This is a genomic window from Sphingomonas sp. GC_Shp_3, from assembly GCF_026540945.1.
In the GTDB taxonomy this organism is placed as follows: Bacteria; Pseudomonadota; Alphaproteobacteria; order Sphingomonadales; family Sphingomonadaceae; genus Sphingomonas.
In genome coordinates this window covers 230,635-251,131 of record NZ_JALNUT010000001.1, presented here as the reverse complement: position 1 = coordinate 251,131, position 20,497 = coordinate 230,635, and the positions used below count along the sequence as shown (strand labels likewise).

General features: G+C 66.5%; 19 protein-coding genes and 1 other RNA gene. 4 read left to right on the top strand and 16 right to left on the bottom strand.

Annotated features, from left to right (window positions below):
- Window positions 1-157 precede the first annotated feature (157 nt).
- The 6 genes from ffs to OXR00_RS01285 form a co-directional block, all read right to left on the bottom strand.
- Window positions 158-255: signal recognition particle sRNA small type (gene ffs, locus OXR00_RS01310), an RNA gene on the bottom strand.
- A 39-nt stretch (window positions 256-294) separates the two neighbouring features.
- The gene (locus OXR00_RS01305; RefSeq protein ID WP_242146103.1) at window positions 295-462 is read right to left on the bottom strand and encodes a hypothetical protein; all 168 of its coding nucleotides are present in this window, start codon (window positions 460-462) and stop codon (window positions 295-297) included.
- Between the two features lie 87 nt (window positions 463-549).
- Window positions 550-762, bottom strand: coding sequence for a hypothetical protein (locus OXR00_RS01300; RefSeq protein WP_242146102.1), 213 nt, complete (start codon window positions 760-762; stop codon window positions 550-552).
- 50 nt (window positions 763-812) lie between these two features.
- Window positions 813-1,136, bottom strand: coding sequence for a 2Fe-2S iron-sulfur cluster-binding protein (locus OXR00_RS01295; RefSeq protein WP_267386222.1), 324 nt, complete (start codon window positions 1,134-1,136; stop codon window positions 813-815).
- Window positions 1,133-2,218, bottom strand: a complete 1,086-nt coding sequence (locus OXR00_RS01290) for a cysteine desulfurase family protein (RefSeq protein ID WP_267386220.1) — start codon at window positions 2,216-2,218, stop codon at window positions 1,133-1,135. The genes OXR00_RS01295 and OXR00_RS01290 overlap by 4 nt, the downstream gene beginning before the upstream one ends.
- The gene (locus OXR00_RS01285) at window positions 2,215-3,285 is read right to left on the bottom strand and encodes an aminotransferase class V-fold PLP-dependent enzyme (protein ID WP_267386219.1); all 1,071 of its coding nucleotides are present in this window, start codon (window positions 3,283-3,285) and stop codon (window positions 2,215-2,217) included. Before OXR00_RS01285 ends, OXR00_RS01290 begins: the two co-directional genes overlap by 4 nt.
- A gap of 102 nt (window positions 3,286-3,387) precedes the next feature.
- On the opposite strand from OXR00_RS01285, the gene OXR00_RS01280 reads away from it, so the two are divergent.
- Entirely contained in the window at window positions 3,388-4,044 is a 657-nt protein-coding gene (locus OXR00_RS01280) for an alpha/beta hydrolase (RefSeq protein WP_242146099.1), read from the top strand.
- A gap of 111 nt (window positions 4,045-4,155) precedes the next feature.
- Here OXR00_RS01280 and OXR00_RS01275 read toward each other — a convergent pair whose 3' ends face one another.
- Window positions 4,156-5,070: a threonine/serine dehydratase gene (locus tag OXR00_RS01275; protein WP_267387110.1), complete on the bottom strand. Its 915-nt coding sequence runs from the start codon at window positions 5,068-5,070 to the stop codon at window positions 4,156-4,158.
- 190 nt (window positions 5,071-5,260) lie between these two features.
- Here OXR00_RS01275 and OXR00_RS01270 point away from each other — a divergent pair, with 190 nt between their 5' ends.
- The 3 genes from OXR00_RS01270 to OXR00_RS01260 all read left to right on the top strand — a co-directional run bounded on the left by OXR00_RS01270 (window position 5,261) and on the right by OXR00_RS01260 (window position 8,037).
- Complete coding sequence (locus OXR00_RS01270; protein ID WP_267386218.1) at window positions 5,261-6,481, top strand: type III PLP-dependent enzyme; 1,221 nt, start codon at window positions 5,261-5,263, stop codon at window positions 6,479-6,481.
- A 115-nt stretch (window positions 6,482-6,596) separates the two neighbouring features.
- Window positions 6,597-7,646: a deoxyhypusine synthase gene (locus OXR00_RS01265; protein WP_267386217.1), complete on the top strand. Its 1,050-nt coding sequence runs from the start codon at window positions 6,597-6,599 to the stop codon at window positions 7,644-7,646.
- Window positions 7,647-7,743: 97 nt separating this feature from the next.
- Window positions 7,744-8,037, top strand: a complete 294-nt coding sequence (locus OXR00_RS01260; protein ID WP_242146096.1) for a hypothetical protein — start codon at window positions 7,744-7,746, stop codon at window positions 8,035-8,037.
- A gap of 80 nt (window positions 8,038-8,117) precedes the next feature.
- On the opposite strand, the gene OXR00_RS01255 is transcribed toward OXR00_RS01260, so the two are convergent.
- The 9 genes from OXR00_RS01255 to OXR00_RS01215 are packed head-to-tail and all read right to left on the bottom strand — an operon-like array spanning window position 8,118 to window position 20,497.
- A complete protein-coding gene (locus tag OXR00_RS01255; protein WP_267386216.1) occupies window positions 8,118-10,010 on the bottom strand; it encodes an XrtA/PEP-CTERM system amidotransferase in 1,893 nt (630 codons plus the stop codon).
- The gene (gene xrtA, locus OXR00_RS01250) at window positions 10,011-11,552 is read right to left on the bottom strand and encodes an exosortase A (protein ID WP_267386214.1); all 1,542 of its coding nucleotides are present in this window, start codon (window positions 11,550-11,552) and stop codon (window positions 10,011-10,013) included.
- Complete coding sequence (locus OXR00_RS01245) at window positions 11,549-12,742, bottom strand: TIGR03087 family PEP-CTERM/XrtA system glycosyltransferase (protein WP_267386213.1); 1,194 nt, start codon at window positions 12,740-12,742, stop codon at window positions 11,549-11,551. The genes xrtA and OXR00_RS01245 overlap by 4 nt, the downstream gene beginning before the upstream one ends.
- Window positions 12,743-12,757: 15 nt before the next feature.
- Entirely contained in the window at window positions 12,758-13,831 is a 1,074-nt protein-coding gene (locus OXR00_RS01240) for a FemAB family XrtA/PEP-CTERM system-associated protein (protein WP_267386212.1), read from the bottom strand.
- Entirely contained in the window at window positions 13,828-14,664 is an 837-nt protein-coding gene (locus OXR00_RS01235) for an XrtA system polysaccharide deacetylase (RefSeq protein ID WP_267387109.1), read from the bottom strand. The genes OXR00_RS01240 and OXR00_RS01235 overlap by 4 nt, the downstream gene beginning before the upstream one ends.
- Before the next feature lie 4 nt (window positions 14,665-14,668).
- Window positions 14,669-16,444 carry an XrtA/PEP-CTERM system-associated ATPase gene (locus OXR00_RS01230; RefSeq protein ID WP_267386210.1) on the bottom strand — a complete coding sequence of 592 codons (1,776 nt, stop codon included), beginning with the start codon at window positions 16,442-16,444 and terminating at the stop codon, window positions 14,669-14,671.
- An 11-nt stretch (window positions 16,445-16,455) separates the two neighbouring features.
- The gene (locus OXR00_RS01225; protein WP_267386208.1) at window positions 16,456-18,048 is read right to left on the bottom strand and encodes a hypothetical protein; all 1,593 of its coding nucleotides are present in this window, start codon (window positions 18,046-18,048) and stop codon (window positions 16,456-16,458) included.
- The gene (locus OXR00_RS01220) at window positions 18,045-18,974 is read right to left on the bottom strand and encodes an AAA family ATPase (protein WP_267386207.1); all 930 of its coding nucleotides are present in this window, start codon (window positions 18,972-18,974) and stop codon (window positions 18,045-18,047) included. The genes OXR00_RS01225 and OXR00_RS01220 overlap by 4 nt, the downstream gene beginning before the upstream one ends.
- Window positions 18,971-20,497, bottom strand: coding sequence for an XrtA system polysaccharide chain length determinant (locus OXR00_RS01215; protein WP_267386206.1), 1,527 nt, complete (start codon window positions 20,495-20,497; stop codon window positions 18,971-18,973). The genes OXR00_RS01220 and OXR00_RS01215 overlap by 4 nt, the downstream gene beginning before the upstream one ends.

Here is a 20,497-nt window from a genome sequence, read left to right as displayed (position 1 = left end):
GTTCGCTCACGAGCATGAACCCGGGAAGCCTTGAAGCCGGAAGACAATCGCGAGGATCTGGTAGCGGACAAAGCCACTGTCGTCGTTCGGCGCTTTAGCGCCGCCGACCGGGCGCGCCGCGATTGTGCGCCACAGCTTTACTGCGACTTGTGCAGTGCGAGGTGGGAGCCGGAACGACCCGTAGCGAAATCGTTGTGGCTGCTGCCTTCCGGCCCTGACCAAGTTGGCGACGACCACGTCCGCCCGACTCCCGCGGCGCATATGCCGGGGTCGGGCGGAGAGATCAAGCCCGCGTCAGCGGCGGACGCGCACCATCTTGCAGACGCGCTTGACATGGTGGCCCTGACGAACCGTTTTGCAGACCTTTTTGGAATGCCAGCCGTGGGGAGCGGCAAGCGCGGGCAGCGGGGCGAGCGAGGCAGCCGCGACGCACACGGCGGCAGCGAGGGCAGTGATCTTCATATCGGTTCCTTATTTTCGAGCCGTGCGGCGGAGCACTCCTGGATCGCCGAGCTTGCGCTCAGACGATCCAAGCCGGGCGCCGCTGTGTTACCAGCGAACCGTGCGGCAGACGCGGACCTTGTGGTGACCACGCCACTTCCAGTTGCACACGCGGCGGGTATGATGTCGGTTCCAACCGTGATGGCGTTCGCTGTGGCGCACGACGGTACGCGTCACGACGCGGTCGTGATGCTGCGCGGACGCAGCGACCGGGGCGAGCGTCGCGGCGGCGGCGAGGCATGCCGAGAGGATCAGCTTCATTTTCACAGGGTTCGCTCCTTTAATACCTTGAGGGCACGGGAGCGTAATGATCACCGACCCTGCATGTTCCGCGATTGCGCCGGAATTCTGATCGTGATGGCACGTTCGAGTCGGATTTGACAGGCGAGCCGACTGTGGCGCGTGGCGCCACTGGCTAGGTCCAGCAAATCCTCTTCGTTCTCACTCGCCGGTGGTAAGTTGGCAAAATCGGCGGCATCGACGATGACGTGGCAAGTCGAGCACGCCATCTGCCCCTCGCACGTCCCTTCGAGCGGCTGACCGGCATTTTGCGCGACTTCGAGCAACCGGTCGCCCGGCTGCGCCTGCGCCGTACTACGCGAATTGTCGGCGGCGATGAACGTAACGCAGATCATGCCGCGACGCTTTGCGCGTCGGCGGCGGCGATGATGCGATCGGTGGCGTCGATCAGGTCGGCCTCCTTGGTATAGCGGCCGAAGCCGATGCGGATACTGGTACGAGCCTGCGTGTCCGTAAGGCCGATCGCGCGCAGCACGTGGCTTGACCGGCCCGATCCGCTTGCGCAGGCCGAGCCGGCGGAAAAGGCGATGTCACGCAGCTGAGACATCAGTCGCGCCACGTCCAGCCCGTCTCGTCGCACGTTGAGGTTGCCCTTGTAGCGATGCTCAGCCGAGCCGTTGAGTGTCCACCCTCCGGCGGCGAATCGATCGAGCGCGACGTCGAACAGCCGACCGGCATGGGCGGTGTCCTGCGCATACCGGTCCTGCGCAAGCCGCGCGGCGACGCCAAAGCCGACACATAACGCCGGGGAGAGCGTACCGGATCGCCCGCCTTCCTCCTGGCCGCCGCCGTGCAGCAGCGGCGTCAGCACGATGCCATCGCGAATCCACAAGGCGCCGACCCCTTTCGGACCATGTAGCTTGTGCGCCGATATCGCGATCAGATCGCAGCCATGGGGTAACGGGACACGCCCGAAGCCCTGCACCGCATCGCACAGCATGACCGCACCCGCCGCCTTTGCCCGCGCGGCAAGAGCGGCGATCGGCTGGATGGTGCCGATCTCGTTATTGACCAGCATCGCCGCTACCAGTCCGGTCCCGGATGCGGCCACATGATCAGGTTCCACTCGCCCGTCGCGGTTCACCGGCAGCACCAACGCCTCGCGTCCGCCGCAGCGTACCGCCTCCACCGTATCCAGCACCGCCGCATGCTCGCTCGCCAGCGTGACGATGCCACCGCATGTGCCCTTGATCGCCCAATTGAGCGCCTCGGTCGCACCGCTGGTGAAGACGACGCGCCCGCCCGGCGGCAGCAGAGCGGCCACCTGCGCGCGCGCGACTTCCACCGCCGCCTTGGCCCTGCGTCCGCCCGCGTGCGCGGAGTGCGGATTGGCAAAGTCGTCGCGCAGCCACGGCACCATCGCCTCGAACGCTTCGGGCGCAAGCGGTGTGGTCGCCTGATAATCGAGGTAGATCACGCCGCGAACCTGCCCATGCCGCGCGCGATGCTGCGCCACTCCGCAATAAAGCGGTCGACATCCGCCTCCGTCGCTGCCCGACCGAAGCTGACGCGGATCACCTCACGGCTCGCATCCGTATCCCAGCCCATCGCGGTCAGAACGTGGCTTGGCTTCATGCTGCCCGACGAGCACGCGCTCCCCGCCGACACTGCAATGCCGGCCATGTCGAAGCGTATCAACTGGGTCGCCGCCGCCGCGCCATGCATCCGGTACGATCCGATTGCGGGATGTCTGACCGCGCCAGCCGCGACGATTTCGCCACCGGAGCGCGCGATCGCATCGTCCAGCCGGGAGCGCAGGGCAGCAAGCCGCCCGACCGGTTCCGGCACTGCCAGCGCCGCCGCATAGCCAAGTGCGCCCGGCAGATTCTCCGTCCCGGCGCGATAGCCCCGCTCCTGCCCGCCGACCGGGGACAGTGTGGCCAAGTCGCGAACCAGCAACGCGCCGATCCCCGGCGGACCGCCACGCTTGTGCGCCGAGATCGCGATGAAGTCGGCCAAGCCCGCGAGGTCCGGATCGACGCCCGCAGGCATTTGCGCCGCGTCGACCAGCAGCAGCCCGCCCGCTGCATGAACGATTGAGGCGATCTCGGCGAGGGGCTGGCGCACGCCGGTTTCGCTGTTGGCCCATTGCACCGCCACCAGCCCCGGCGTCGCCAGCGACATCGCCAGCGCGGCGCAGTCGATGACGCCATCGGGTCCGACCGGCACAAATTCCGCACACGGCGCGGCGCGGATCGCTGCGTCATGCTCGGTCGCGCCGATCACCCGTCGCTCGATCACCGAGCGGCCGAGCGCGATCGCCAGTGATTCGCTTGCACCGCTGGTCAACAGCACCTCGCCGCGCCAGTCATAGGCGGCCGCGATCTCACGGCGTGCCCGCTCTAGCGCCGCCCGCGCCGCGCGGCCCTCGGCATGCGGAGACGACGGGTTCGCCCAATGCGCCATGCCGGCGGCGACAGCGTCCCGCGCCTCCGGCAGCATCGGCGTAGTGGCGGCATGATCAAGATAGAGACGGTCGGCCAATCGGGCTCCGGTTCACAATGATTGCGCCTGCGCGCGCTGTGCCTATATAGCGCGCAACTTCCGCGTGTCCTTACGCGCCCCAATTATTTGTCAGCAGGTTCGATGCCAGAAGTCATTTTCCCCGGCCCCGATGGTCGTCTCGAAGGCCGTTTCTCCCCTGCGCCGCGTCCTCGCGCGCCGGTCGCGATGATCCTGCATCCGCACCCGACGGCGGGCGGCACGATGAACAATCGCATTGTGCAGGAACTATACAAGACGTTCCAGCGGCGCGGCTTTGCGACACTGCGGTTCAATTTTCGCGGCGTCGGGAAGAGCCAGGGGACGTTCGACAACGGCGTCGGCGAACTGTCCGACGCGGCGAGCGCGCTCGATTGGGTGCAGAGCTTCCACCCCGAAGCCTCGACCACCTGGATCGCCGGCTTCAGCTTCGGCGCGTGGATCGGCATGCAATTGCTGATGCGCCGTCCAGAGATCCGCGGCTTTATTTCGGTGGCACCGCCGGCCAACATGTATGACTTCACGTTCCTGGCGCCGTGCCCGGCCAGTGGCATCATCATTCAGGGCGAGAACGACGAGGTCTCGCCGCCGGCCGCCACGCAGAAGCTGGTCGACAAGCTGCGCACGCAGAAGCACATCACCATCCACCACGACACCATCCCGAAGGCGAACCACTTCTTCGAACATGAGATGCCCGACCTGATGGGCAGCGTGGACAAATATCTCGATATGCGGCTCGACCCTAACTCACCCATAAGGTGAGTTAGGAGCAGCGGATTAGCGAAGCTGATCCGCGCCCGCGCCGTCGAGCCGGCCGGCGGCGCTCCAGCGCCGACCGACGGCAGGGGCTTCGCCCAGGCCGCGCCACTCTGGTCAATCGCGCCCCGCCAGCACGCGCCCATATGCCGCCAGATCCACGTTCCCGCCGGACAGCACCACCAGCATCCCCGCCACCGGCGTCACCCTGCCGGCAAGCAGCGCCGCCAGCGCCACCGCGCCGCCCGGCTCCACCACCAGCCGCAGCCGCTCCGCTGCCCAGCGTTGCGCGACCCGGATCTCCGCCTCACTCACCGCCAGCCCCTCGACGCCGCGCCCGGACAGGACGTCGAACGTCAGCGGCGACACGCGCAGCGTCTGAAGCGAATCGCACGCGGTCGGCGGCGGCGCTTTGCCGACCGGCTCGATCCACCCCGCCTCCAGACTGCGCCGCATATCGTCCCAGCCCTCCGGCTCGACAACGGTGATCTCGGCATCGGGCAGCGCGAGCGTGATGCCCGCCGCCAGCCCGCCGCCTCCGCACGGCACGACCGCCTGTGTTACCGCTCCGAGCCCATGTTCCGCCATCTGCGCCGCAGCCTCGATACCCGCGCTGCCCTGCCCTTCGATAATCCACGGATCGTCGAAACTCGGCACCAGTACCGCCCCTCGTGCTTCGGCGAGTCGTGCCGCGATCGTCTCGCGACTCTCGCTCGCGCGGTCGTAGCTGACAATCTCCGCCCCGAGCGCGAGCGTACCCTCGCGCTTAGACCTGGGTGCATCGGCGGGCATCACGATCGTCGCCGGCATGCCGAGCCGTTTCGCCGCCCACGCCACGCCCTGCGCATGGTTGCCCGAGGAAAACGCCACCACCCCGCGCAGACGCTGATCCGCATCGATCGCGGTCAGTCGGTGCCATGCGCCGCGCACTTTGAACGCACCCACCGGCTGCAGCGATTCGGCTTTGAAAGCGATCGGAACACCCTGAAAATCCGCTATAAAGAGGGGCGTCGGCGGCACGATCGCCGCCATCTTCGCTGCGGCATCTCGCACCCCTGCGCGGGTCGGTTGTCGTAAAATCGTCACACTCTGTCTCCGACCAATCAAAACCGCTTTACATCCGAAAACGTCGATCCTATCTCGCGCTTCCGCTGCCCCATGGGACTTCCAACCGCAAGGCAGCTTTTTTCGTCTTGTCTCACGACATTGGAGGTCCCTTGAGTTGCACAAGCATCATCGCGCGCTGGGGTTAGCGACCACCATTTCGACCACCGTCACCGGTGTCGATATCGCTAAGCACGGGCCGGTTCAGCCGGTCACGCTCGTTCGTCCGCACGCCGCATCGCGTGCCGCTCGCTTCTTCGTCGAGAAGTTTCCGGGTCGCTCTATGTATGCGGTGAAGGCGAACCCTTCGCCCGAACTCCTGCAGATTCTGTGGGACAGTGGCATCACGCAGTACGACGTTGCCTCGATCGCCGAGGTCCGGCTCGTCGCGCGTACGCTTCCGGAAGCGACCCTGTGCTTCATGCACCCGGTCAAGGCCGAGGAAGGGATTGCGGAGGCGTATTTCACGCACGGCGTCCGCACCTTCTCGCTCGATTCGACCGAGGAATTGGACAAGATCGTCCGCGCGACACGAGGGGCGGAAGACCTCACGTTGTGCGTTCGGTTGCGCGTGTCGTCGGAACATTCGAAGCTTAGCCTCGCGTCCAAATTCGGTGCCGCTCCTGGCGAGACGAAGGAACTGCTGTTCCGCACCCGTCAGGTCGCCGACGCGCTCGGCATCTGCTTCCACGTCGGCAGCCAGGCGATGACCCCGGAAGCCTATGCCAATGCGATGGAGCGCGTGCGCGCGGCGATCGTCGAGGCGGCGGTGACGGTCGACGTGATCGACGTTGGTGGTGGTTTTCCCTCGTCCTATCCGGGCATGGAACCGCCGCCGCTGGAGCGTTATTTCGAGACGATCCACCGCGCGTTCGAATCGCTGCCGGTCAGTTATTCGGCCGAACTGTGGGCGGAGCCGGGCCGTGCGTTGTGCGCGGAGTACAGCTCGATTCTGGTGCGCGTCGAAAAGCGCCGTGGTGACGAACTGTACATCAACGACGGCGCCTATGGCGCGCTGTTCGATGCGGCGCATATCGACTGGCGTTTCCCGACCCAGCTCCTGCGCGAGCCGGATAGCCATGCCAAGCTGATGCCGTTCAGCTTCTACGGGCCGACCTGCGACGACATGGATTACATGGCGGGGCCGTTCTACTTGCCCGCCGATACCAAGGCGGGCGATTACTTCGAGATCGGCATGCTCGGCGCGTATGGCTCGGCGATGCGGACCGCGTTCAACGGGTTCGGATCGGACGAGACGGTGATCGTCGGGGATGAACCGATGGTGTCGCTGTACGGCGAGGACGAAGCAGAGGTCGCCTCGAACGTCGTGAAGCTGTAACAGGCTTTTCATAGACTTAATCGGTTAGGGGCGGCGCGCTTCGGCGTGCCGCCTCCACATGGGTTTCCGCGTCCCCTTACAACGACGGCGGTGCATGAGACGATTGGGAGTCCCCATGACCGAACCACTCAACACCAACCGCAAGGCCGAGCTGCTTTCGACCACGGTCGAGCATATCGACATCACCAAGTTCGACGCGCGTCCGATCGTCGATGCGATGAAAAAGATGAGCTTCACCAGCCGCGACCTCGGCCGCGCGACCGACATCTACAACCAGATGCTGGCCGATCCGGATTGCTCGATCTTCCTCGTCATCGCCGGTTCGACGTCGGCGGGCGGCTGCATGGACCTGTACGCGGAACTGCTGCGCAACAACATGATCGACGGCATCGTCGCGACCGGCGCGTCGATCGTCGACATGGATTTCTTCGAGGGCCTCGGTCACAAGCATTACCAGGCGCTGGAAGTGCCGGACGACGACACGCTGCGTTCGTTGCTGATCGACCGCATCTACGACACGTACATCGACGAGGAACAGCTCCAGCACGTCGACCACACGATTTTCGAAATCGCCGAGACGCTGGAGCCGCGCCCGTATTCGAGCCGCGAGTTCATCCGTGAGATGGGCAAGTACCTTGTCGAGAACGGCAAGAAGGACAACAGCCTCGTCAAGCTCGCCTATGAGCATGACGTGCCGATCTTTTGCCCGGCGTTCGTCGACTCCTCGGCTGGCTTCGGTCTCGTCAAGCATCAGGTCGACTCGGTGAAAGCCGGCAAGCCGTACATGGTGCTCGACGCGATCGCCGACTTTCGCGAGCTGACCGAGATCAAGATCAAGGCGGGTGTCACCGGCCTGCTGATGATTGGCGGCGGCGTGCCGAAGAACTTCATCCAGGACACAGTGGTGTGCGCCGAGATCCTCGGTCACGACGACGTGCAGGTCCACAAATATGCGGTGCAGATCACCGTCGCGGACGTGCGTGACGGTGCGTGTTCTTCCTCGACGCTTCAGGAAGCCGCCTCGTGGGGCAAGGTCAACACCGCAATCGAGCAGATGGTGTTCGCCGAAGCCGGTTCGGTGATGCCGCTGCTGGCGTCCGACGCCTATCATCGCGGGCTGTGGAAGGATCGCGTAAAGCGGCGCTGGGGCGCATCCTTCGATTAACAGGAACGCCATGTTCGGTTAATCTGCATTGCTTCATGAAACCTAAGACGGCTGCGGACGTTTCGCAGCCGTCATTAGTTTCTAGGGAGCAGTAAACATGCGTAAGATCGTCCTCTCGCTGACCACCGCGTCGATCCTGGCGTCGGCCGCCATCGTGCCGACCGCAGCGGATGCGCGCCGGTATCATCACCGCCGTACCTATTATCAGGATTGCCGCCGTTCGTCGGGCACGACCGGCGCGCTGGCCGGCGGTGCTGGCGGCGCAGTGCTGGGCAACGTGCTCGGCGGTGGCGTGCTTGGCACGGTGGCCGGCGGTGTCGGCGGTGCGCTGCTCGGCCGTCACCTCGACAAGAAGCACGACGCCGCGCAGAACCGCCGCAACGGCTGCTGAGTCCAGCGGACTGGCCGGCGCAAAACATCGTCGGCGTCCGACATCATGGGCTTTGCCCATGATGTCGGACTAGCGGCCTTCTACCCGAACAGCCGAGCCATGCTGCGTTCGAGCATCACCAGCTGCCATAACGTCCGGCCGTGTTCCGCCCGGCCCGCGCGATGATCCGCCGCAATCTTCTCGATCGCCCGCGCGTCGAACCATCCACTACCGATTAACGTGCGCGAGCGTGACAGCGCCGCCGCTTCATTCGCCAGCGCACCCCTGAACCACGCGCTGATTGGCGTGACGAACCCCATCTTCGGCCGGTACAACGTATCCTTCGGCAAATACCGCTCCATCGCCTTTTTCATCAGCCATTTGCCCTGCCCGCCCCGCAGCCGCATGTCCACCGGCAAGGTTGCGGCGAACTCAACCAGTTTGTAGTCGAGCAGCGGTTCGCGCGCCTCCAGGCTGACCGCCATGCTGGTGCGGTCCGCCTTGGTCAGGATGTCACCCGGCAACCAATGTTGGAAATCGGCATATTGCGCCCTATCCAACGCGTCGCGCGCCGGTGCGTCACGCATCGAGCGGACGTAACGATCCTCCGCGCGGTGCCCACCCAGCGCAAGGCGCGCCGCGTTGGTCAGCAGCGCCGCGCGCAATGCCGGCGCCGTCACGCCAACCGAACGCGCGTAGCCTTCTGCGCCATCCTCGGCGAGTGCGAGCAGCGTCGTCTTGGCGCGCAACTGGCGCGGCGCCCAGTCCGCCTTGGGGTAATGCCGCCCGAGCGTCCCGAATACACGCGACCGCAGCGACGCCGGCAACAGCGCGCGCACGCGTTCCTCCGCCGCCTGGAACTTGTAGCGTCGATAGCCCGCAAACGCCTCATCCGCGCCGTCACCCGATAACGCCACAGTCACCGTCTCCCGCGCCAGTTCGCACACCCGGTAGGTGGCGAGCGCGGAAGCATCCGCGAACGGCTCGTCGAACGAGGCAACCAGCGTATCGATCAGCGAGAAGTCCTGCGGCGATACGATCCGTTCGCGATGTTCGGTGGCGAACCGCCTGGCGATCACATCCGCGTAAGACCGCTCGTCCAGCCCCGCCTCGTCAAAGCCGATCGTGCAGGTTTTCACCGCACGCGGCGAGGCTTCCGCCATCAACGCGACCACCGCCGAACTGTCTACTCCCCCCGACAGGAACGCGCCGAGCGGCACGTCGGCGACCATCCGCATCGTCACAGCGGCACGCATCCGCTCGACCAATTCCTCCTCCAGCGCCTTACGGCTGCCGGTGGCGCGGCGCGTAAAGTCCACATCCCACCAGCGCGACGGCGCGTGGACCGGCTTGCCACGCTCGAGCAACAGGAAATGACCAGCCGGCAGCTTCTTCACGCCCGCGACCAGACAGGTGTCGTCCGGGACGTAGCCGAACGCGAGATAATCCTCGATCGCGGTAATCTGCGGCACGCGCCGCAGCAGCGGATGCGCAAGCAGCCCCTTCAGCTCGGACGCGAACGCCACCGCGCCGTCGGGCAGCTCGACATAATGGAGCGGCTTAACGCCCATGCGGTCGCGCGCCATGAACAGGGTCTGGCGCGCGGCATCGTGGATCGCGAACGCAAACATGCCGTTCAGCCGGTCCAGCATCGCCGGGCCCCACGCTGCCCAGCCGTGCAGCAGCACCTCGGTATCGCCGGAGGTGAGGAACCGCGCGCCCTTTGCCTGCAACTCTGCGCGCAGTTCGGCGAAGTTGTAGATTTCGCCGTTATAGGTGACGGTGAGCGCGCCGTCCGCGCTGCGCATCGGCTGCGGACTGCCGGCGATGTCGATGATCGAGAGCCGGCGATGGCCCAGCCCGACACCGGGCGCGGTCCACACCTCGCCGCCGTCCGGCCCACGATGCGCCTGCACGTCGGTCATCGCGCGCACCCGCGCCGGATCGACCGGCTTGGGCATAGTGGCGTAGAAGATGCCGGCGATCCCGCACATCTAGCGTGGCATCCCGGCGGCGCGATCCGCCACCGCGTCGATCGGACCAAGCGCGGCCAGGAACCGCGCCATCGCCGCCCGAGCGTCTCGCCCCGGTAGCACTTCGGCCGAGACATGCACCGCCACCGCGCGCTGCGGCCCGCCGAGCAGTTTGGCCTGCAGCGTCGCCAGCTTCTGCCGGGCGCCGCTGTGCGTGACGATATCACCGACCCGGTACCAGGTTGCGATCAACCGCTCGACCGGGCCGGGCGCGGTGACGTGGATCATCGAGCCACCATCCAGATCGGGCAGGTTCTCGATCCGCACCCACACGTCATCCTCGCGCAATGCGCCGACGCCGAACGAGACGATTTCCTTGCCCTCATGCTGCGACCCATACACGGCTATCGCAAGATCGACAGCGTCGCCGCTCGCATCGGCGTAACGCCCGATCAGATAATGGTCCGCACCCGGATAGTTCGGTGCCCAGGGCGCCCGCACGCTCATCGATACGCGGTGCCAGCCCGGCACGTCGGGCAGCGCAATCCGCGCGGGCAGGACTTGCGCACGATTGGCGATGGCCGCGCTCCACGCCGGGAACACCGCGACCGACACCAGCACCAACGCCGCCGCAAGCCAAGCATCCAACCGAAAGCGTGGCACCGCTTGCAGCGTGCCCGCATCGAACACGGGCGCATCGGGCGCACGATCGAACCAGCGCCAACCGATGGCGATCACCGCCGCCATCACCAGCCCGAAAAAGATCCAGCCATACATGATATGATCGAACCCCGTCGCGCGTTCGACCGAGGTCAGGTACGCGGCGTAGATCGTCCCGAACGCGCGCAGGCCGTTGGCGATCACCGGCACGATCAGCGCAACGACCATGAACACCGCGCGCCTGCTCCACGACACGAAGCAGACGTTGGCGACCAGCGTACCGTAAGCGATCATCGCGATCACGAACTTCGCGCCCGAGCACGCCTCCGCCACCTCGAAATACCCGTTCGGGATGGTGATGAGCACGCCATCGACCTGCGCCGGCACGCCGAACAGGTGCAGCATCGGCATCGTCATCGCGACCGTCACGGTCTGGAGCGGCCCCTCCATCCCCTCGCCGAACGGCACGAGGAATACCGCATAGCACAGCGGAAACAGTAGCCCGCGCGCCACATTCGGCCCGAGCAGCGTCACCACCGCCCCTTGCAACATCATCACCAGTCCAAGCTGCCGCGCCAGTGCGACGCCGCCGGCATCGCCGAGCAACCAGCCGATCCCGCCACATGCGACGATCACCAGCCCAGGCGCCCAGCCGACCGGAGTCAGCTTCGCAAGATCGCCGCGCCGCGCCCAGACGAGCCAAGCGAGTACGGGTGCGATGAACAGGCAATGGCCGAACGTCGTGCTGGTCCACCACAGATGCACCAGCGTCAGCACATCGTGCCAGAACGTCGCGACGATCACCACCGCCACGCCGGCCAGCACCGCGAGGTGACGGCGCCACGCCGCCTGCACCGGGCTAGCGGCCGGCGCAAAGCCGGTGGAGGGAACAACGTATGTCACGCCGCCTGCCGCGCCCCACCCGCAACGACGGTGTCGAGCGGAGCGAGGCATGCCGCCCAGCTATAGCGTCGCTGAACCTGCGCGCGCGCCGCCTGGCCCAGCGCGGCGGCGGCGTCGCGATCGGCTAGCAGCGCGCTCACCGCTCCGGCGATCGCGCTCGCGTCCGAGCCGACCCGGATCGTGCCGGCATGTGCGATACCCTCCGCGGCGGGCACCGAGGCGACCACGGGCCGCGCCATCGCCATCGCCTCCAGCACCTTGTTCTGGATGCCGCGCGCGAGTTTCAGCGGCGCGACCACCACGCTCGAGGCGGCAAGCCAGCCGCGCACGTCCGCCACCTCCCCCGTCACGATCACGCCGGGGAGTTTGGCAAGCGCCTTCACAGCCTGAGCCGGCGCACGACCAACGATCGCGAAATGTGCCTGCGGGTGCTGGGCGCGGATCTGCGGCAGGATCGCCTGAGCGAACCACGTGACTGCTTCGATATTCGGGCGGTAATCCATCTGGCCGGTGAAGACGATCACCTCGTCCGGAGCGTCCGCCCGCGCGAAATCGGCTGCCGGATCGAATACCTGCGTGTTGATGCCGTTCTCGATCGCCATCACGCGGTCCGCTCCGGTTTCGGTCCGGAACAGCGCGGCTTCGGCGGTGCTGACGAACAGGCTGGCATCGACGCGCTCCGCGATGCTGCGCTCGAACGCCTGCAGCATTTTGGCTTCACGCGCCATCATCCAACGTGAGGGGCCACGCGCGGCGGCAGCGTAATCGGCGAACTTCGCCGAATCCATATCGACGAAATCCATCACCACGCGCCGGGGCAACGCCGGCGGCAGATACTGCGCCATCTGACCCGAGAACACGTAGATCGTGTCAACCGCATGCCGCGCCATAATGTCCGCCACCGCGTCGCGTATGCCAGCATCGTCGAACGCGGTCAGCGACACCGGGCGATGCTGGAGCAGCGCTTCGCCTACCGCGCGCCAGCGGGGTTTGCCGCGCCATAGCACCTTGCATTCACCCGTCAGCCACGCGGGCGGCCCCGCCTCCAGGTCACGCGCGTCGTCTGCGAACGCGACGAGGTGGACGCGCGCATGGCCGCACAGATGCTGGAGGACGTGGAAAGCCCGGATCTTGTCACCACGATCCGGCGGATACGGCACACGGTGTGCTAAAAACAGGATGTCGCTCATACGTCAGCCCACCGCTCAGCCAAGCCCCTTGGCAATATGCGGACCGATCATGTTCGCAAGTCGCAAGGGGAGCTTCTTCCATAGGTCGACTTGCAGCCGGTATTTCGGGCTGAGCGGGTTGATCTCGCGCGGAGTCTCGCCAGGTTTCACACGCTTCGCATAGCGCAGCGGCACGCCCTCAAAACCCCAATTCTTCTTGAACGCAGCCGGCCCGGTGCCGACCTTCGATCGCCCGAAGTCGAACGTGGCGCACCCACGTGCGCGGGCATGGCTCATCAGCGCGAAGTACATCCGGTCGTTGGCCCGCAGCGCGCGGGCTTCGACCGTGCCGCCGCCCCAATAAGGATAGACGATACCCCCATGATATAGCGACAGCACGCTCGCCACCGGCTTACCGGCGGAGCGGATCGTCAGAATATCCGCATCATCGCCGAACGCGTCCAGCACGCACGCGAACAGCTTTGCCGGGAACACCGGCGTGCCTAGATTGCGGACCGACTCCGCGTAGACCGCATAATGCGCCTCGCGGTCGGCCTTGCCGCTCCCGACCGACACGTCGAGATCGGGCGCAAGCGCCTTGCGCACCTCGGCCCGCTGTTTGCGCGGGATGGCCATCAGTTCGGCCTCGTCCGACACCGCGAGTGGGCGGGTGAAGCCGAGATACGCGCCTTCCTCCGCAATCCAGTCGCCGCCCGGCACAACGCCGCCGCGCAGTTCGAGGCTCGAAACGCCAAGCTTCAGCGCCAGCGCCCAGCCGGCTTCCGCCAGCACACCTGCCGCCGTATCGTTGCTGGCGAGGATGCCGCCACCCACAGCGAAGCCGTTCGAGACCAACGCCCGCCCGAACAGACGCGAACGGATTTCGGTCATCGGCAGCACGCCCTCGATCCCGCCGTCGGCACGTTCGACGATCAGCGTGTGGCTGCGCTGCCCGCACCCTCGCGCCACCGCAAGGCTCCACGCCGGCAGGTGGAATGGCGTACCGCCCGCCTGCCCGCGTACGAATTCGCTGATCCGCTCACAGTCGCCGGCGATGCTCAGATCGGCGGCGCGCAGCCCGAGCGGGGGCGACAACAACGGCACGGTCACGCAGGCACCGTCAGATCCGCCACGACACGGTCCATCCGGTCCCAGCGATGCGCACGGATCAGCCCGCGCAGCTTGCCCGCCATCGCGCCGAGCCGGCTGTAATGCCGCAACCGAGACTTGAGTGGCGCCGCCGCGACGCGCGGCTGACCGGTGTCAATCTCCCACGGGTGGAAGTAGAACACCGCCGGCTGGCCGTCGGCCGACACTTGCCGCACTGCATGGTTGGTCAACGCCGCCGGGAACAACCGGAAGAAGCCACCGCCGGTCGCCATCCGCCGCTGGCCGAACTCGGCCACCGTCACCGGCACCTCGACCAACCCCGCGTCCGCGACCGGCCGGAAGGCGTAGCGCGGCGCTTCGGGCCATCCGTAATGATCGTGCCTGAGCGGCGCAACGCTCGACGAGTAAGCATAGCCTTCCTCGGCAAGGATCGGGTGCGCCCAGGGCGTGCGCTTGTCGATCGAGAAGCTCGGCGCGCGGTAGCCGGTGATGGCGACACCCCCGGCATCCTCCAGCGTCTTCTGTGCGCGCACGATATCGGCGCGGAACTGATCGGCGGTCATCGTGAACACGCGGGTGTGCGCCCAGCCGTGGCTGGCGAGTTCATGCCCGCCCGCGACGATCCGGCGGATCAACGCGGGGTGCCGCTCCGCCACCCAGCCGAGCGTGAAGAAGGTGGCCTTCACCCCGCTTTCGGCGAACAGCGCCAGCACCGCATCGGTATTGTATTCGACCCGCGATTCCAGCCGGTCCCAGTCGGCGGGCGCGATGACTCGCTCGAACGCGCCGACCTGGAACCACTCCTCGATATCGACCGACAGCGCGTGCCGCATGACGTCAGCGCAAATCGCGGCGGAGGCCGGCCATGTCATGCGAGCCTTCGCCTTCCACCCAATCAACCAGCAGCGTCAGGACGCGCCGCAACGCCGCGTCCTGCTCCTCCACGCGCGCCTCCAGCGATGCGATGCGCGCGCGGCCGGCGGGGTCGCCCGCCGATGAAGCCTCCAGCGCCTCCTCGACCTGCGTCTCCAGAACGGCAAGTCGCGCCTTTGTCGCAGGCGGAAGATCGCTCGGGCGCGCGGCGAGTTGCGCCATCGCCGCTTCAAGCGATCCGAGATGATCCGTCACCGCGGGATCGGTTTGCACCGGCCGGCCCGCCACCTCGTCAAGCCGCGCCTCCAGCGCGGCAAGCTGCGCCTCGGTTGCCGGATCGACCTCCGGCCGACGCGCGGCAAGCGCCTCGAACCGTTCCTCCAACGACCCAAGCCGCGCCTCGATCGCCGGGATCGCCATGTCAGCGGCAAGCTGTTCAAACCGAGCTTCCAGCACTCCCAACCGCTCGCGGGCGGCGTTGTCAGCCTCCGGGATGCGGGCGGCGGTCTGCTCGATCGCCGTGCCCAGCGTGATGAGATCCTCGCGGAACATCTGGTCGACATCCGCAACCACGCCGGCGATCTGATCGGTCCGCGCCTCGACCGAGGCAATTCGCTCAGGCAAGGCCGGATCCAGCTTCGGTACCTGCTCGACCCGCGCCTCCAGCGAGGTCAACCGTGCGAGGATGCCACGATCGACACGCGGCCCGGCCGACACGTTATCCAGCCGCGACTCGATGGAGGCGATCGCCTGCATCAGCGACTGGTCCGCACCGGGCTCGTCAGCACGCGATTCAAGCGATTCGATCCGCGCCAGCAAGGCTGGATCGGGTAACGCGTCCATCGGTCGGATCGGGCGAACCACAGCCGATTGCGGCTGCGCAGATGCTTTCTGGGCGACTGGCGCCGGCGCAGGCGTTTCAGCCGGCGTGTCGTTGGAAATATCGGCCAGCACCGTATTCACCACCTCTGCGTCAATCGTATCGAGCTGCTCGATCGCACCGAACATCAGCACCCGACCGGCCAACTGATTGAGCCGGCGCGGCACGCCGTCCGAGCCGGCGTACAGCGCGGCAAACGCATTATCGGTGAAATGCGGGCGCCCGGTCCACCCCACCACACCGAGCCGGTGGATCATGTACGGCGCGACTTCCTCGCGCTCCATCGGGTCGAGGTGATGCGTCGCGATCACGCGCTGGCGGAGCTGTTCAAGCCGGTCCGAGCCATGCAACCGTTCACGGAACTCGGGTTGGCCGAGCAGGAAGATCTGCAGCAGCGCGTGCCCTCCCGCCTGGAAGTTCGACAGCATCCGCAATTCTTCAAGCGCGGACACCGGCAGCGCCTGCGCCTCGTCGACGATCAGCAGCGTGCGCCGTCCGCTACGCGCGGTCGCGTGCAGGCCGCGTTCAATCGCGGTGAGCAACTGCGCCTTTGTCATGCCGTCGGTGTGCAGATCGAGTCCGTTGCCGACCATGCGGAGCAGATCGTCCGCCTCGATCTGGGTGGAGACAATCTTGATCGCCTGCAAGCGGTCGCGATCGACCGTTGCCATCAGGTGGCCGACCAAAGTCGTCTTGCCCGCGCCGACATCGCCAGTGATGACGATGAAGCCTTCGCCCTGACTGAGGCCATAGCCGAGATACGCCATCGCCTTGCGGTGCGTGGCGGTCTCGTACCAGAAACGCGGATCGGGCGTGAGCTGGAACGGTCGCCCGTTCAGTCCGTAATGGTCGTCGTACATGCCACTCGTCCTCAGAAACTGTACCGCATGCCGACCTGACCCTGCGCGGAGGTCTGGTCGCGAAGGCCCTGCTGGCTGAAATTGTAGAGCCCGGCGGTCGCGCTCGCGCCCAACCGTCCGAAGCTGCGGTAGTAACTTACGGTTGCGCCCTCGCTGTAGATGCCGCGCGAGCCGACGATCCCCGACTTATAGTAGTTCGCGATGATATCCGCGTTGATGCTCGACACCGGATCGAGCGTCAGGCCGACATAGGCTTGCGCGTAATAGCTGTCGTCCTCGACGCCGTCGACGGTGAAGCCCTCACCCTCGGGGGCGTAGAAACGGCGGTTGGCATAGCCCGCGCCGACGCCGTAGCTGATCGGGCCGCGGCTGGCCGACAGGATCGCATCGACGCCGCGTGCGCGATACGCAGAGGTCGAAATCGACTGGAGCGCACCGTTCAGGCAGCCACCCGCCGAGTTGCCGGTGCTGAAGGTACAGCCGCCGAACTGCTGGCCGAACGCATCGCGCTGCGTGATGAACGTCGTCGGCAAGCGGCCGATCCCGTCCTGAAGCTGGCGCCCGAACGTGGTGACGCCGTCGTACACCCCGATCTGCAGGCTGACCGAACGCGTCGGCGCGTAGGAGAACGATCCGGTGTAGATCGTGCCGCCATAGCGGCGGCCGACATTCGCGGTCAGCAGCGTGCGCGGCGATGGCCGCCAGATCACGCCCGCGTCGTAAATCAGCCCGTCCGTCTCGTACGCGATCCGGCGCGGCGAGGCTTCGTTGGTGACGAAGCGCCCGTTGCGATCGGTCACGACGTTGCCCGCCGCGTCCAGCAACGCATCCTTCTGCGTGACCTTGATGTTTTCGTATCCTGCGCCGGCGCGTACCGCCAGCGTCCGCGTGACCGGCAGAACCACGTCACCGCGCGCGTATTTGCCCTCGTAACGCTGACGAAGCTGGTTCTGCGTGTCGCGTTCGTATGCACCGCTGACCGTCACGCCGACCGGCAGGACCTCACCCGCCTTGACGCCAGCGGAGGCGGTGACGACGTGGCTCTGCTCGCTATCGAAGGTGTCGAGCTTCGGCGCACCCGGTGCGACCAACGTCGCACCCGGCGTCTCCACCTTGGTATAGCCGTAGCGATAGGCCGCGTTGAGCTGCACCGGGCCGGCATTGGTGGCCACGGTCGGCCCGGCATAAACCGAATAGACTTGGCTGATGTTGTCGTTATCGGCGGCGAGGTTGATCGGCGCGGCACCACGGATGTCGTTCCGCGTCCGCACCGCCAGCGCGCCGCCCTCGAGGCTCACCCCCGGCGCCACCCGCACGTTGGCGCGAGCAAGGCCGCTGTGGACGTCATTATCGCCGATGTCCTTGTTCCAGGCGATGCGCCGTTCGTAGCGGTAGCTCACCTGCACGTCGGTGCGCGTGGTGTGGATGTTGGCATCCACACCGGCCGCGATCGTGGAATAGGTCAGCACGTCGTTGTTGGTGAGATCGGCGTCGACCGTCTGCGCAAGCTCGATATACGGCGTGATAGATTTCGACCGCTGCGCCTGTGCAGGGATCGCGATGAGCGCGGCGCAGGCCGCGCCGCTCAGCAGCAGAGCCTTCATTTGCTTTCCTCCTGCCCGTAATAGCTGCCGAAACGGCGGCCGCCGGGCGCATAGCTGACCGCATTGAGCAACAGCTGAATTTCCTCGCACCCGTCGAGCAGCGCGACCGCCTCACGCAAGTCGCTTTCCACCGTCCTGTCGGCGCGCACCACCATCACCGTCTGTCCGACATGATGCGCCAGCACGGCGGCGGGCGACGCCGCCAGCACTGGCGGCGAATCGAAGATCAGCACGCGGCGCGGATCGGCGGCAAGCAGCCGGGCGATCAGCTTGGCGGTTCGTGCGCTGCCGAGCAGTTCGGTGTCGTTATGCGATTTGGTGCCGGCGGGCAGCACGCTTAACTGCGCGATATCAGTGCGCACCACGCAGTCTTCGATATCTACTGCCGGATCAGCGAGCGCGTCGAGTAGACCCATGCTCTCGGCAATGCCGAGCCGCGCCATCACGTCGGGCTTGGCGAAGTCCGCGTCAACGAGGATCACCTCGACCTCACGCTCCGCCGCCATCGAAATCGCGAGGTTGACCGCGCAATAGGTCTTGCCGTCGTTCGGCTTTGCCGAACAGACGAGGATCGTGCGCGATTTGTCCGCATCGGCGGCGCGAAGGCTGCGCGCGGTGACCATCAACTGCCGCTTGACCAGCCGGAACTCCTCGGCGAGCGCGCCGACCGGCGCGTCCGGTACTAGCAGCCCCTTGGCGGCAAGCATTGCGCGGTCGATCACCGCGACAGCACCCCTAACGGCCGGGGGCGTGAACACCGGTGTTTCCGCCACGACCGGCTCGACCACCTTCAGCGGCACCGGCGCGGGCGCGTCGTCCACCGGCGGCAGCGGGTTTCGTGCGCGCAGTTCGGCGTTGAAATCGTACACCTTGGCGGCACGCTCGATCAGCGAACCGCCCGTCTTGCGAGGCGTAAGGTCGTTCATGCCGCAAGTCCTCGCTGGAGCATCTCGACGCCGAGCAACGCCACCCAGGCGACCACCAGGGCCGCCGCACCGCCGCCAAAATAGCCAAGCTGTCGCCGCCGCTGTGCGATCTGCGCCTTTGTCACCGCTTCGCCGATCGACCCGATCACAGTGAGGCCGGTCGCCGCCTCCAGCCGCTTCGCGGTCGGGAAGGTGGTCTGCACCTGCGTCATCGCGAACGCCGCACCGCCACCCACCGCCAGCGCCGCGATCAGCACACCGGTCAGCAACAGCGGACGATTGGGCGAGGTCGGCACGCGCGGTGCGCTCGGCTGGTCGAGCACGCTGAACTTGATCTGATCGGTCTGCGACTGCGCCTGCCCGCGTAAGCGCACGTCCTCGCGGTCGGAGAGCAGCTTGTCGTAGCTGTCTTTCAGCACCTGATAGTCACGCTCGATCTGCGACTGTTCCTGCATTTGCGAAGAGTCACCGGTCAGCTTCGCGCTGATCGCGTCGATATCACCCTGCAACTGCCGCTTGCGGCTGAGCGCAGCGGCGACCTGCGCCTGCTTGTCAGCCTGATTGGACTTCAACTGAAGATACAGCGGGTTGGATGCACCTGCGCCCGCGCCCGTGCCGCCGACCAGCGGCTCGTTGCGCGCCGCCGCCTGCGCCGCCGCCAACTGGCTTTTCAGCGCGACCACGTCCGGGTGCTGTTCGGTATAACCCCGCGCCCGCGCATCGGCGAGTTGGCCCTGGATCGCCGCCAGTCGGGCGCGCGCCGGCCCGGCGCTACCCGCGCTCGCCGCCGCGCCGGGCACGCTCGCCGGCGTGCCCGCCATCTGGCCATTCACCACCGCGAGGCTCGACTGCGCCGCTGCCAGATCGCTGTCGACCTGCGACATCTGCGCACGCGCCGCCGCCAGCCGGTCCGCGATCGATCCGGTACCGGGCAGCGAACCGAGGAACTGGTTCTGGAACGCCTCGCGCTTTGTCTCGGCATCCTGAAGCTGCTTCTGCTTCTGCGCGAGCTGCTGGTCGAGGAATTGCAGGGTCGAGGTGGTCTCGGCCTTGTCACCGGAAAGGTTCTGTTCGACGAACAGGTCGAGCAGCTTCTGCACCACCTGCCGTGCGATCCTGGGGCTGCGCTGCGCGACCGAAATGGTAAAGGTATTGTCCTGCTCAGAGGTGATCTTCACCGCCTGCTGGAGCGCCGCCACCCTGTCCGCCACATCCTTGTCGGTCGCGACGGTGTTGGCGAGATCGGTGCCGCGCACGACCTTTTCGAGATTGTCGGCAGAGGTCAGCGTCTGGCGAACCGTGTCGAGGTCCTTCTGCTGGTCGGCGGGCGTGATGCCCACCGCCGCCGGCAGGATCGTCTGCATCTGAGCGAACACGCGCGCGGTCGATTCGTAGCTGCTTGGAATCTGCGCCACGAACAACCAGCCGACCACCGCCACGCCCCATGCCACGCCAAGCGCAAGCCAGCGCCGCATCCAGATCGAATGGATCGCGATCCGCAGTTCGTCAAAGAGACCGTTCAC